Source organism: Komarekiella delphini-convector SJRDD-AB1, from assembly GCF_014831675.1.
Lineage (GTDB): Bacteria > Cyanobacteriota > Cyanobacteriia > Cyanobacteriales > Nostocaceae > Komarekiella.
Genome location: NZ_VJXY01000015.1, coordinates 34215 through 48377, shown reverse-complemented (window position 1 = coordinate 48377; position 14163 = coordinate 34215). Strand labels below are relative to the sequence as shown.

Here is a 14163-nt window from a genome sequence, read left to right as displayed (position 1 = left end):
TTCTTAACATGTTCCTATTTCTATTTAATTCTTTGTTCTGCCAATACCGCTGGCCCAGCTGTGACAACCACAATTTGATCTGGGTGGAGTAACTCACGAGCTGCTTGATTGACTTGGGCAAGAGTGACTTGCTGAATTTTTTGAGTAAATGAGCGTAATTCTACTGTATCGAGTCCGTACACCTCATTCATTAGAATTCTATCTGTTAATTCCTCTGGGTTTGCTAGAGAAACGTTGTAGTTGCTGATTAGGGTGTGCTTTGCTGTCTCAACTTCTGGTGCGGTAACACCTTGTTGATGGATTTGCTGTAGGAGTTGGTGGGTGCTAGCGATCGCCTTTCCTGTATCTTCTGGGCTAGTTTGCATCTCAATCAAAAACGTCCCGACTTTCTTCCCGGCTTGAAAGTAGCTATAAATTCCATAGCTCAGACCTTGGCGATCGCGTACTTCTGCCCCCAGTCTACTTGATAAGGTATCGCCTCCTAAAATCTGATTTAACACTAAGGCTGCATGAAACCGGGAATCTTGACGGTTAATACCTGTGTAACCCATATAAGTGATGGCTTGGGCTTTACCCGGTAAAACTGGGTTAACACGCACTATTTTTTCTGGCAGTGACACTGTGGGATATTTTAACTTTGGTGGTTGCCCGATAACTTGCCAGTCACCAAACTTAGCTTGAAGGAGCGATCGTACTTTATCTAGCTCAAAATCTCCAACTAGCGCTATCACTAGCGTGTCTGGACGATAATGTTTTGCTTTGAAATCAATCACATCCTTACGGCTAATATGCTTTAAACTCTCCTGTGTGGGAAAGGTGTGTAAAGGATGTTTTTTCGGATAAATGGATTGAACAAACGTTCTTTTTGCTACTTCCGACGGGTCATCTAATTCCAGTTCAAGAGTAGTTAAAGTTTGTTGGCGATTTAGTTCCAACTCTTTTATTGGAAATGTACTATTTCTAACTACATCTGCTAAAGTTTCCAGGAGTATAGGTAAATCTTCTGCTAAACTATCGCCCTCAATACGCACGCCTTCGCGGTATGCTTCAAAGTCCAAACTTGCCCCCCTTTCTTCTAAGGCTTTAGCAATAGCTAAGACATCTTTGGCTTTAGTACCATTCATCAAGTTGTCTGCCACAACAGCAGCTAGTCCAGCTTTATCGGCTGGGTCAAATTCCATCCCTGCTTCGATGTAGCCACTCAAGGTGACGGTAGGAGTACTCTTGTCCGGTAATAGTAATACCCGCAGACCGTTGCTAAATGTGAATTGCTGCGGTAAAACTCGCGTGATGGTATCTGTTGCCGCTACAGGTGGTAAGTACTTCACCACTTCCGATGAAAGCTCAGGTGTGCTCAAAGAAAAATTTTCTGTAGTTTGTGCGGAGTGTGGTTTATTACTAATTTCTTTGAACTGCTTTTGAGTTGGTTCAAAAAAGCCTACTGTACGTACTTCTTTTTTCAGGTATTTTTTGATCACAGCCACAACATCTGCCTCTGTTACCTGGCTGACGGCTGCTAAGTAGCGATCTGTATAGCGATAATCATCAGCTGTTGTCTCGTCGTTGCCAAGTTGCATTGCTTGACTGGTGATATCGCGGTTACTTAAAATTACATCTGCTGTTAGTTGGGTCTTAGCTCGCTTTACTTCCTCTGGTTTAATCCCTTTTTCTACCACATTAGCGATCGCCCGACTCAGCACTGAATCAATTTTTTTCAATTTTTGATTAGGTGCAGCCGTAACCAACAACTCATACCAGCCTGATTCGCGCAAACTGGTAACACCTGCTGTTACTTCATTAGCTAAACCCGATTCTACCAATACTTGATAAAGGCGAGAATTTCGCCCCTCTGTCAAGATGTAATCCATCACATCCAACGCTGGCACATCTGGTTGATTCACATCCGGTAGCGGATACACCACTTGCAACAGCTGCCCTACTCCCGGTTCTCTTAATACTATGGAAGTGTTGGCTGTTGACTTTTGACTGTTGACTGTTAACTGTTGACTGTTGACTGTTGACTGTTGACTGTTGACTGTTGACTGTTGACTGTTGACTGTTGACTGTTGACTGTTTGGTAATTTCCCAAATACGTCTTTAACCATTTCAAGAACATTTGCAGTTTTAAAATCTCCGACAACTACTAATACAGCATTATCAGGATTATAGAAATTTTGATAGTAGTTTCGTACCTGCTCTACCTGAAACCTATCGACATCAACTTTAGTACCACCCACTGGCAACCCATAAGCGTGATTGGGAAATGCCGCTTGCATCACAGCGCGGTTGAGGCGGTATTCTGGGCTATTTTCGTAACCTTGTAGCTCAGAAATTACTACCCGCTTCTCACTTGCTAGCTGCTCTGCATTAATTAGAGAATTCTGCATTCTATCTGCTTCTAGCACTAAGAGCGCTTTGAGTTTATCCCGTTCTACAGTGCCGTAATATGCAGTTTGGTCATAGCTGGTGAAGGCATTTGAGTCGCTGCCTAAAGCACTAAACAAACGTCCAAATTGAATAGGACGATTTTTTGTGCCTTTAAACATCATGTGTTCTAACTGGTGAGCAATGCCATTTACTCCCGGTTCTTCATTCCGCGAACCGACTTTATACCATACTTGCACTGTCACTACTGGCGCAGTGTGCACTTCTTTTGTCAGGACAGTCAAACCATTTTCCAGCACTATTTTGCGGACGTTCTCTGTCACTGTTAGGGGCATGATTCTTTTTGCTACCAAGGTTGAATAATGATTTTTATTGTTATATGTTTCTATATGTTGGCTAGCAGCAGGCTTATCACTAAGTAAAAACACTGCTACTAACCAAAGTATAAGTATTAATAGCGGAAAACGATATCGATACCAAATGGAAGATACAGACATGTGTGTGGCGGATATAGCATGTCAATTATTTTACATATGTCTTGATGAGGATGACTATAGTCTAATTTTCGGTAAAAACATCTTACTTCGGTAACACTACAAAGATTAAGTATTTTATTAACAAAAATAATCAATAAAAAGGCTAGATTATGAGATTTTTTCTAAGATTCGGATGAATTCTAACGGTAAACCATCAGTATCGGCAATGAAAGCAACTTCGTAAATGCGATCGCCTATCTGTTGCTGTGTCGGTTCTAAAAGTACCTTTAGCGCTGGTAGTTCTGGTTGATTTTCTGCCGCTAATAATACACGTTCTTGTAGACTTGTCAACCAACTGGGTAAATCTGGTGTAATTTTAGTTAAATCAAATGAAAGATGATAGTACCCTACATAATGTTCGTCAGCGAATGCATCTGGGGCAGGTTTTGGTTGGGGAATTTGAATTAGTTCAATTCTGCCTCCTAATCCTTCCATCCAACAAGCTAGGGTGTAGCCTGTAGTGAAGCGTTCCGAAACTGTAAACCCTAACTGTTCATAAAAAGCGATCGCCTGATGAATGTTTGCCGTCCGAATCGAAGCATGGTGCATAATTTTGTCCTTTCTTACAAAGTTGAGCCAGTTGCTTGGGCGGGTTCCCCGACTTATGCATTAGCGTAGCGGTAGCGACGCAGGAGCGTCACTGGTGTTTGCTCAAAGGAAACCTCCGCTCAGACTTTGCGCTTTGTTCTTAGTCATTAGTCAAATGACCAATGACCAATGACTAATGACTAATGACAATTACTCAAATAATCTGAAATAAGGATAGCGTACAGGGACTCCAGGCTCTTTTTCCAAGTCAAAATTAATCACTTCCCAACATGGATCTTCTGGGGAATCAGGGCTAAACTCCACAGGTAAGCCGTATAGTCGCGCAGCCGTGATTTCCGGTTGTCCAGAACGCCAAGGTGTGCTGCGTTCTAAATAGCCACTCATCAATTCCTGATAGCGTCGAGCAATGATCACTCGTGTTGCTCGATAGCCTTGGGTATACAGCTTGTCTAATGCTTCGTGAATTTCAAACCGAATACCATCAGGATGGGTATGTTGTCTGTACCATTCATTATTCCATCTTCGCCAATGACGCCCAGACTGGAGATGGATTAATTCTCCGTTTTTGGGATTAGCTTCAAAAGCGCCATGACGCGGACATAAATACGTATCAGTTAGTGTCAGCGCCGGAATAGTCTGGCGACAATGGGGACACTGTATTTCAGGGCCAAATATTGGGTACTGCAAGCCTGGATTCATCATGAAGTGCGTACAAACATAGTTTTGTTTTCACCAGCACCAGTGGGTTGGATTTTACACTTCGGCTCCGTCACTTTGGGTTACTTGCTCACTGCTGCACGGATACGGAGTTGCGGCAGGAACATTTTTCACTAGTGTTTGCCTCAGCGTAGAGGCTTGACGCTGTGATATTCTGGTTGTGCAACCAGCCTCAATGGTTGGAGTTTCTCCAGTGTTCCTGGGTACCATATTCATATTCTATCGTGTCTACCGCTTCTTACTGGACATCTGTCGATTTTTCTCAAGCTGCCTTCGTCGCAGCCAATGCTGTTGTAGTCGGCTCTGTAACAATAGCAGCAGGAGTGAGCATTTGGTATGGAGCTGTAGTTAGGGGAGATGTAGAACGTATTGACATTGGCGAATGCACAAATATACAGGATGGAGCAATTCTACATGGTGATCCTGGTTTTCCAACAATTTTAGAAGATCATGTTACCGTAGGGCATCGCGCTGTGGTGCATTCCGCCTACATTGAACGTGGAACTTTGATTGGTATTGGCGCAGTTATTTTGGATGGGGTACGAGTGGGTACTGGTAGCATTATAGGTGCTGGTGCTGTGGTTACTAAGAATGTACCGCCTATGTCCCTTATCGTCGGCATTCCTGGCAAAGTGCAGCGTCAAGTAACAGACGTTGAAGCCGCAGAATTAATCGAACATGCTCAACGTTACCAAAAGTTAGCTTTGGTTCATGCCGGTCAGGGGACTGATCTAGGTTTTAACAAGGACTAGTGGTAGGGAGAGGAGGGAAGCAAGGGGAGCAGAAGAATTTTAGATTTTAGATTTTGCGGAAAGTTGTAAGGAGGGTTTCCCTCCGTAACAAACTTTTCAAGACAGATTTTGGATTGAACAATCTAAAATCCAAAATCGCAAATCCAAGATTGAATGTGCAGGGAAAGCAGAGGAAGAGAATAATTAATTACTCCTGTCTCCTAACTTCTGTCTCCTGTCTCCTGTCTTCTATCCCAACTTTAAACATTCTTTACACATTGATTGGGAAAAATTGCCCACTTCAGCTAAAAATAAAAATGAGAAGAGTTGACAAAAGTTTAATTTCTACTTAGCAGAGGGGTTCTAGACATGGATATTGATTTCCGTATAGCGATCGTTTTAGCACCAATCGCCATTGCTGCTGGCTGGGCAGTGTTTAATATTGGCGCTGCGGCTTTAAGACAAATTCAAGGCTTTTGGGATAGAGAAGCTTAAATCAGTAAACAGTAAACAGTAAACAGTTATCAGTCCTGACGGCGGCGTATGGTGGGGGATTTAAAACCGCTAGATAGTGTCTGCCACTAATCGACTTTGGGTTATTAGTTTTCGGTTGGAAGCGATTACCCCCTTAGTGGTTCTCCTTAAACCCAATTATCTTGACTGATAACTGTTAAATTCGATTCAATATCATCATTTTTTAACCGACTGTTTCTCTTTACCAAGACAGTCGGTTTTATTCATAATCAGTCAATGAGTCATTTATCATTAGTCACTTGTACTGAGCAAAGCCGTAAAGCCTGCGACATAGCTACGTTTAGGGCGCAACCTCTGTCTACGACACGCTACGCGAACGTAGAGAAGTATTTGTGATTAATTATTCTCTTCCCCTTGCTTCCCCTGCTCCCACAATCCCCAATCCCCAATCGTGGATATCGATTCTGTAATACAACCCTTTCAACGCTTTGGTGTCCATCTAGGACTCGATCGCATTGTGAAATTATTAGCAAAGCTCGGCAATCCCCATCACCAAATCCCAGTAATTCATGTTGCTGGTACTAACGGCAAAGGTTCGGTCTGTGCTTATCTTTCTTCTGTACTTACCGAGGCTGGTTATCGTACAGGACGCTACACTTCTCCCCATTTAGTCGATTGGACGGAACGGATTTGCCTAAACGAACAGCCAATTTCCTCTGAGGAATTGAGCCAATTATTAGAAAAAGTCCAAGCAGCTATTCGTGCAGGTGATGAGCCTGCAACTCAATTTGAAGTAATTACAGCAGCGGCTTGGTTGTATTTTGCTCAGCAACAAGTTGATATAGCAGTGGTAGAAGTGGGATTAGGAGGTCGTTTAGATGCTACTAATGTCTGTTTGCAGCCTTTAGTTACTGTCATCACTTCCATCAGCCGCGAACACTGGCAGCAACTTGGTTCTACTGTCGCTGAAATTGCCAGAGAAAAAGCTGGTATTCTCAAACCTGGATGTCCCGTTGTAATTGGACTATTGCCACCGGATGCCGAAAAAGTCGTGCGATCGCGTGCTTTAGAATTACAATGCCCAATTTTTCAGCCTCAGCCTTCTCGCCAGATAGCCCCAGGATGGGCGGAGTATGAAGGAGGGATAGTAGGGAAGCAGGGGGGCAGGGGAGTAGGGGAGCAGGGGGAGCAGGGGGAGATAGAAAAACTACGCCATCACTTTATTAAGTATCCTTTGCCATTAGCAGGACAAATTCAGTTGAGTAATTCGGCTTTAGCTTTGGCTACTTTAGAAATTATCCAACAGCAGGGTTGGCAGATTTCAAAAGAAGCGATCGCTCAGGGTATGGCAAAAACTCAATGGTTAGGGCGGATGCAATGGACTACCTGGAAAAACCATAAATTATTACTCGATGGCGCTCATAATCCAGCCGCCGCCCAGGTTCTTCGTGAGTATATCGATAGCTTAAACACAGTTAACAACAAGCCCATACATTGGGTTATGGGAATGTTCTCTGACAAAGATCACGCTGATATTTTTGCCGCCTTGCTGCGCCCAGGCGATCGCCTTTACTTAGTACCAATACCAATAGAGCCTTGGCCAGGAAGAACCTCCGCTGACTTACACAATTTAGCCAGCCTAGCTCACAACCTCTGTCCAAATTTAAGCGATCGCCAAATACATCCAGATTTATTCACAGCCCTAGATTCTGCAACCTCAAGCGCTACCACCAACGATTTAATCGTCTTATGTGGTTCGCTTTATCTAGTAGGAGAATTTTTACAAACACAAACATAACTCGTAAATCATAATTACGAATTACGAATTACGAATTATGATTTACGAATTACCTTTGATTCCACTGTTGCGCTGCATCTTCTACAGCTTTATCTACCGTCTTCTGGTCTAGCATTGCTGCTTGTAAGTTCTCGTAAACGGCCTTTTGCAGTTTTTTGAAATCCTTCAAAGTAGGAGTTAATATTTCTGCCTGTTGCAGTTGTTGAGCGGTAATAACTCTTGCTTTTTCTACTGTGGAAGCAGTAGCCGGGACATCTTTAAAGTAGCTGTCAGATAGCGCTTTGACTGTAGAAGGCAGGACATTTGCAGCTTTGGCAAAGGCTAGCTGATTTTCGTCATTGGTGACAAATAGAGCAAATTTAACAGCAGCGTCAGGGTTTTTAGTTTCGCGGGGAATAACTATGTTCATCACAGCTACATTTTTCTTCCCTGTATCACCCGTTAATTGAGGTGCGATCGCTGAGGCTTGAGCAATTTTCGGGGCATTATTGGCGATCGTTTTGAGAAACTCTGGCCCTGAAGCTAGAAACGCCGTTTCTCCAGCTTGGTATAAATCGATCGCATGGCGATGTCCCTGCGTTAACACCTCTTTAGGAAGCAACCCTTTTTTATACAAGTCCACCCAATACTGAAACGCTGCTTTACCTTGAGGAGAGTTAAACGCTGCTTTACCGTCAGTATCAATTAGAGTGACTCCCATCTGCACAAAAGATTCCAGCACTTCACCGGAATCTTGCGGAACGAAAGTCACAAAAAAGGCATATTTGCCAGTCTTATCTTTAATTTGTTGTGCCGCTTGTGCCAATTCTGCGTAGGTTGCAGGTGATTTATTGATACCTGCCTGTTTTAATAAATCAGTGTTATAAATGGTTAGCCTTGTGGTGAGATACCAGGGAATCCCGAAACTCTTGCCATTGAGTGTGCTTGCTTTCCAAATATTCGGCAAATAGGAGGAACGGACTTCATTCGGGACTTTTGTATTCAAATCCAACCAGGCATTTCTACCGGCGAGTTGGGAAGCAAAACCTGGATTGAGGTTAACAACATCAGGTGGCGTTTTTGCTGAGACAGCTGTTAAAATTTTGTTCTCCATTGCCGCCCAGGGTACATCTACCCAGTTAACCTTTATACCTGAGTTTTTCGATTCAAAATTTGTAATCAGGCTTTGGAAGTAATTGGTAAATTGCGGTTGGAGTTGCATCGTCCAAAACTCAACAGTTGTTGCTCCTGAAGTAGCCTGTTTTGTACTTGTACCAACGTTACCTGTGCTGCAACTTACAATCCAACTGGTAAATAAACCAAGTAGTGCCCAAGCAGCCAGTTGTTTGAATTTTCGCAATTGAATCATCTTACCAGTATTTTTACGCTTGTTCGGGGTGAAAATCTTATGCAAAATTGTCGAGATTATAAGCTAAATCGATTACCAGTAGAGACGTGATACATCGCATCTCTACATTAAATTTTCAATTTACCAGTCTAGCAGGCACAACTGTGGTTAAAAGCTTCAATAGTCTGTTTGGCAAATCTAATAAAGGGGTTGGCATTGAACTTGCCCCAGAACGGGTAAATGTAGTTCAGCTACGCAAACAACGTCAAGGCTTAAAAATAGAAGCCTTTACATCAGTAGCAGTTCCAGAAGGTGTAGTTACCGATGGTCAAATTACTGACCCTCCAGCAATGGCGCAGTTAATTCAACAGGCGCTAGCTGAGAGTAAAATCAAAGCCTCTCGTGTAGCTACTGCTGTACCAGGGCGTGATTCTATTGTCCGTCTGATACCTGTGCCGGCAGAGTTAGATGATAAAGAACTGCGAGAAATGGTAATTAACCATGAAGCAGGTTTGTATTTACCCTATCCCCGCGAAGAAGCTGATGTAGATTATCAGAAACTTGGGTACTTTGTAGACGAGGATGGTATTGAAAAAGTACAGGTACTTCTAGTTGCCACCCGCAAGGACGTGACTGATACCTATATAAGTACATTCGAGCAGGCAGGATTGCAAATTGATGTTTTAGAAATTAACAGTTTTGCTCTGCTTCGGACTATTCGCGATCAATTGCGGCAATTTGGGCCGCAAGAAGCAGCGGTACTAGTTGATATAGAGTTCGATAGTACAGAAATTGCCATCATTGTTAACGGAGTGCCGCAATTTTCGCGCACTGTGCCTATTGGCACTTATCAATTGCAAACTGCCCTAGCGAGGGCTATGAGCTTACCTACATCACGAGATATGGAAATGTTGCAGGGAATGACCATTCCCTCAACTCCCGTAGATGGCGGCAAAACTGGGGTTACTGGAATCGATCCTGGGATGGCGGCCATTGTCAGAGTATTAGCAGAACTAACAGATGAACTACGCCGTTCCATCGATTTTTACCTCAATCAGAGTGAAAACTTGGAGGTAGCACAGATTCTCCTAGCTGGGCCAGGAGGCGGACTTTCACAGTTAGATGAGTTCTTTACCCAACGCTTAAGCTTGCCAACTACCCAAATAGATCCCATTGGCTCTTTGTCCTTGGAAGTTGACAACGAGAAATATCCCCAAGTGCAACGCTCTGGTTTAGCGATCGTACTCGGTTTAGGAATGCGGGAGGTGTGATAAAAATTTTGGATTGTCTATTTTGACAATCACGCTGTTTGAGAATTCTCAAACCATAGTATTTATCTTAGTTGGTGTGAGAACATGTACAGTCTTGATGTTAATTTTCTTAAAGACCGCCCAGCGTATCAGAAAAAGCCCGACAAGAAGGCAGGACTAACACTTCCTACAGGGAATTTAACACCCGCCTATTTGGGAGTCGGTCTAGGTGTGTGTCTTCCAGTTCTGGTGGCAGGTGGTTGGTGGTTTTTGCAAGGCAAGATTACTGAATTAGAGGGGACAATAGCACAACTAGATCAGGAAAACAAGAGATTAGATACAGAAATAGGAAATATTAACAAAATCAAAGCAGAGACCAACGCAGTTAAAGCGGAAACGCAAGCTTTGGTTACTGTGTTTGACCAGATTCGTCCTTGGTCAGCCATGTTACAAGATTTGCGCGATCGCATACCAGCATCAGTGCAAATTGAGAATGTCAAGCAAACCCTACCTACTCCAGCAGCACAAGGGCAGCCACCAAGCAATCCTGCTGGAGGATTAGAAATTACTGGATTGGCTCGCTCCTATAACGATGTCAACGATTTCTTATTAACTCTGCAACAGTCTCAGTTCTTTAAGTCCTCAGAAAGCAAAATTATCACAGCAACCTTAGTAGATGCGCCAATACCACCAAATGCTGTGAGATCTCCTACTGCCATACCAATTAAGCCACCCCAAATAGTTAAATACACCATTCAATCGAGTATGAGTGATATTCCAGCTTCGGAGTTAATCCGAGAGTTGGAGCAAAAAGGCACAGTAGGACTAGTGGCTCGAATTCGCAGTATGCAACAAACAGGAGTCATTTCAAAATGACAGTAAGTGATGATTTAAATTTTGCAGAACAAGGCGGTGAATTTGACTCAGCAACGCCAGCCTACCCCGTCGTCTTTGGCATTAGCTTCACACCCAAAATCATAGGTATTTTGGCAGGAGTTTTTGGTTTAGCGGCAGCAGCTTATATATTATTCAATCTGGTGATGCCAGCTTGGGAAAATTATCAGCAGCAGCAAGCAAAAAGCGCCGAACTGCAAGGGCAAATTCAGCAAAAGATAGCCAGCCTCAAACAGATTGACAAAGTAAAAGACGAACTAGCACAGGCAAAGCAGCAAAAAGTCCAGGTTTTAGGTTTATTTGCTAACGAGAAAACCTTAGATACATTACTGCTTGACATGAATCGCTTGGTCGAGTCTGGGAATGCTCAAAAAGCTTCTTTTAATACAGAGAGAGCTAAATTGAAGAAGTATGTGCCAGCTTCACAGAAACCAGAACCGATTACCGATGGAACTCTGGGAACACAAGTCGATGGCAAGCTTAAACGTAGCAGTGTCAATATTGAAATTTCTGGAACTTATGAACAAACACAATCGATAATTCGTAACATTGAGCGCTTACAGCCTTTATTAATAGTTAGAGACTATCAATCAACCTTAGCTCCAGCAGAAACTAGGGTTTTACCTGATAGAACGGTGGTGGTGCGGTCTGGCCCTGCATCAATCAATACATCCTTCCAGCTACAGGCATTGATGCCACTTACTCCAGAGGACATAGCAGCAGCTCAACCTGTTGCCAAGAAGTAACAATAAACAGTGCTGAGTTATCTTGCACCAGTACCAATAACCACTATAGGTTATAAACCTATGGCTCATAACGAAAGTCCTCTTAAGAGGACTAAATTCTTTCCAGACTTGCTTTTCAGTCTACTTGAGTAGACTTAAGCTATTAGCCCATAACTTGAGTTCTGGGCGGGCGAGGTTGCTAATTGAGAATGCTGCCAAACATCAAATACTCAGCACTCATAGCGGCATAACTACTCAAAGATTATTGGTTAACAAGGTTTTATTAAGTGAGGAATGAACTGTGAAACAGCTTCACGGTAATAGTTTAATTTTGGGTGCTACCGCTTTTGTATTTTTGGCAGCTCAACCAGTATGGGCACAAATTACTCAAATTACTGATGTACAGTTAAATCCAGTTAGTGGTGGCATTAGTGTTGTTTTGAAAACTTCATCAGGCTCGCGCCCGCAAGTTTTTACTACAAAAAGAGGCAAAGCTTTAGTTGCAGATATTATTAATACGCAACTACGTCTACCACAAGGTAATAGTTTCCGTCAAGACAACCCATCTCCAGGAATTAGCTCCGTAGAAATTAGTCAGCTAGATGCCAATAGTATCCGGGTGATGGTGATTGGTAGCAACAACGCCCCTGACACTCAACCTGTGGAACGCAAGCAAAATGGAATTAGCCTCAGCTTTACCCCATCTGCAGGCACAACAGTATTAGCACCAACACCAAGGCCAACACAAACAACACCAACACCTCCAACACCAACAGCATCGCCTGCTCCCGCCCCAGCTCAACCAGGTCAAAAGCCAAACGTTCTCGTTCCCAATCCACAAGTCACAATTGACGGCACACCTGCACAAGCCGCGGGCCCTGGTCAACCTGTAAGCCAAGCTCCACCTTTCTTACCTAGAGCCGTTGCCCCACCCGTAGGAGATATAGCCATTTCCGCTACCGATGCCTCTCCTAGCACTGTTGATTTGGCAACTCAGGAACGCGTTCCCCGCTTAGTATTGCGAGATGCCCCAGTGCGCGAGGTTTTGTCACTGCTTGCCCGTGCGGCTAGTCTGAACTTGGCTTATGTCGGAGGCGAAACCGCAGGAGCGGCATCTGGTGAAGGTAAGCCTGCTTCAGGGGGTGATGGTTCGACAATCTCCCTAGATATAGAAAACGAGCCAGTGCAAGATGTTTTTAACTACGTCTTGCGCCTAAGTGGTCTAGAAGCTAACCGCAGCGGCCGCACAATTTTTGTCGGGCCTAAACTGCCTAATGCGACCCGTGACATGGTTATGCGTAGCTTGCGGCTCAATCAGGTTACAGTAGGAGTCGCCTTAAACTTTTTGGTCGGTCTGGGGGCAGAAAGCGCCGTCAGCCGCGAACGGCAGGTTACTAGCGTTAATGCTGTACCTGTGGGCGCTGGAGCTACTCCCATTACTCAAACTCAGACCACTACAGAAACCAAAGTTGAAACTCAACGCGTTGATTTTAAAGACTCTAACCCATTACTCAGAGGTTTACAGGCATTAGGTGACGAGCGTACTAATTCCTTAACTTTGATTGGGCCTCCTAGGCTAGTTGAGATGGCAATGGCTCAACTAACTCAGCTTGATATCCGCCGTCGTCAAGTGGCAGTTAACGTCAAAATTATCGATGTTAACCTCTTGAACACTCAAGACTACAACACTAGCTTTTCCTTTGGGATAGGCAATAACTTCTTTACTAATGATGGCGGTGCAGCATCTCTCAATTTTGGTGGTTCTAGACCGGCCACTAGAGCTGAAGCAACAAGCAGCGTGACTGGTACACCAGTCATTAGCAATCCAGTTACAGGACAACCCTTCCTTGACCCAAATAGCACTGTAGCTGTTCCAGGAACTACCCCAGGTACAATAGTAGTAGACCCAAGCGGTAACATTACTAGAGTTGCAAACCCAGGAAGTGGCAACTTCTATAGACCTACTGCACCTACTGGAAACCCTTTACAGCCAGGTTTTTCTGATATCACTCCAGCAACCGATAACATCATTACAAGAAATGCTGATGGTACATCTAGCATTACACAAGGCGCTCTTGGCTCGGCTACTACAACTCTGCCAACTTTATTCCAATTTCCTAAACGTCTTCTTGCTAGCTTGCAGGCTCAGGTTACAAATGGTAATGCCAAGATTTTGACTGACCCAACCTTAATTGTGCAAGAAGGACAAACCGCTAATGTCAACTTGACTCAGGAAGTGGTAGGCAATATAAAAAGGGAAATAGTTCGCGATGCAAATCTTGCCACAGAAACGATTTCAGCTGAGAAAGACCGAGTAGGTTTAACCCTAGGTGTCAAAATTGAACGTATTGACGATAACGGTTTTGTTTCTCTATCGGTAGCTCCTGTCGTCAAAGCACCCCAAGCTCCAGCTACTATCAATGTTGGAGGGGGTGGTAGCCAACAAATATTTTTGGTGTCTGAGCGTTCCCTTAATTCTGGGTTGATTCGTCTGCGAGATGGTCAAACGCTAATTCTCTCAGGCATCATTCAAGATACAGACCGGACAAGTGTTTCCAAAATTCCCATCTTGGGTGATCTTCCGCTGATTGGTTCGTTGTTTAGACAAACGAACAGATCTAATCAGCGCCAAGAGGTAATTGTGTTGCTCACACCTCAGATTATGGATGACACAGAAAACTCTTCCTACGGCTATAATTACACTCCCAGCCCACAGGTGCGGCAAATCCTTGAGCGCCGTGGATTAAAGACTCCCGCAAGGTAACAAAGATGATGAG

Annotated in this window: 12 protein-coding genes; 7 read left to right on the top strand and 5 right to left on the bottom strand. The window is 43.8% G+C overall.

Translation table 11 applies throughout. From position 1 onward, the window contains the following. Window positions 1-20: 20 nt before the first annotated feature. The 4 genes from FNW02_RS15265 to FNW02_RS15250 all read right to left on the bottom strand — a co-directional run bounded on the left by FNW02_RS15265 (window position 21) and on the right by FNW02_RS15250 (window position 4397). Window positions 21-2882 carry a M16 family metallopeptidase gene (locus tag FNW02_RS15265; protein ID WP_191758382.1) on the bottom strand — a complete coding sequence of 954 codons (2862 nt, stop codon included), beginning with the start codon at window positions 2880-2882 and terminating at the stop codon, window positions 21-23. Window positions 2883-3029: 147 nt separating this feature from the next. Further along, entirely contained in the window at window positions 3030-3470 is a 441-nt protein-coding gene (locus tag FNW02_RS15260) for a VOC family protein (protein ID WP_191758381.1), read from the bottom strand. Window positions 3471-3659: 189 nt separating this feature from the next. Further along, window positions 3660-4169 carry a TIGR02652 family protein gene (locus FNW02_RS15255; RefSeq protein WP_431356815.1) on the bottom strand — a complete coding sequence of 170 codons (510 nt, stop codon included), beginning with the start codon at window positions 4167-4169 and terminating at the stop codon, window positions 3660-3662. Window positions 4170-4223: 54 nt separating this feature from the next. Next, a complete protein-coding gene (locus tag FNW02_RS15250) occupies window positions 4224-4397 on the bottom strand; it encodes a hypothetical protein (protein WP_225225685.1) in 174 nt (57 codons plus the stop codon). 14 nt (window positions 4398-4411) lie between these two features. Between FNW02_RS15250 and FNW02_RS15245 the strand changes: the two genes are divergently transcribed. From FNW02_RS15245 to FNW02_RS15235, 3 genes are all read left to right on the top strand, one after another. Further along, window positions 4412-4939 carry a DapH/DapD/GlmU-related protein gene (locus FNW02_RS15245; protein WP_191758379.1) on the top strand — a complete coding sequence of 176 codons (528 nt, stop codon included), beginning with the start codon at window positions 4412-4414 and terminating at the stop codon, window positions 4937-4939. A gap of 348 nt (window positions 4940-5287) precedes the next feature. Then, window positions 5288-5413, top strand: coding sequence for a photosystem II protein Y (locus FNW02_RS15240; RefSeq protein ID WP_191758378.1), 126 nt, complete (start codon window positions 5288-5290; stop codon window positions 5411-5413). 430 nt (window positions 5414-5843) lie between these two features. Next, window positions 5844-7190 (top strand): glutamate ligase domain-containing protein, encoded by a 1347-nt coding sequence (locus FNW02_RS15235; RefSeq protein ID WP_191758377.1) that lies wholly within the window; start codon window positions 5844-5846, stop codon window positions 7188-7190. 49 nt (window positions 7191-7239) lie between these two features. Here FNW02_RS15235 and FNW02_RS15230 read toward each other — a convergent pair whose 3' ends face one another. Next, window positions 7240-8538 (bottom strand): ABC transporter substrate-binding protein, encoded by a 1299-nt coding sequence (locus FNW02_RS15230; protein WP_191758376.1) that lies wholly within the window; start codon window positions 8536-8538, stop codon window positions 7240-7242. Window positions 8539-8681: 143 nt separating this feature from the next. Here FNW02_RS15230 and pilM point away from each other — a divergent pair, with 143 nt between their 5' ends. From pilM to FNW02_RS15210, 4 genes are all read left to right on the top strand, one after another. Next, window positions 8682-9788, top strand: a complete 1107-nt coding sequence (gene pilM / locus FNW02_RS15225; protein WP_191758375.1) for a type IV pilus assembly protein PilM — start codon at window positions 8682-8684, stop codon at window positions 9786-9788. A gap of 84 nt (window positions 9789-9872) precedes the next feature. Further along, window positions 9873-10643: a PilN domain-containing protein gene (locus tag FNW02_RS15220; protein ID WP_191758374.1), complete on the top strand. Its 771-nt coding sequence runs from the start codon at window positions 9873-9875 to the stop codon at window positions 10641-10643. Next, window positions 10640-11407, top strand: a complete 768-nt coding sequence (locus FNW02_RS15215) for a pilus assembly protein PilO (RefSeq protein WP_191758373.1) — start codon at window positions 10640-10642, stop codon at window positions 11405-11407. Before FNW02_RS15220 ends, FNW02_RS15215 begins: the two co-directional genes overlap by 4 nt. Before the next feature lie 280 nt (window positions 11408-11687). Beyond that, the gene (locus tag FNW02_RS15210; RefSeq protein WP_191758372.1) at window positions 11688-14150 is read left to right on the top strand and encodes an AMIN domain-containing protein; all 2463 of its coding nucleotides are present in this window, start codon (window positions 11688-11690) and stop codon (window positions 14148-14150) included. Window positions 14151-14163 lie beyond the last annotated feature (13 nt).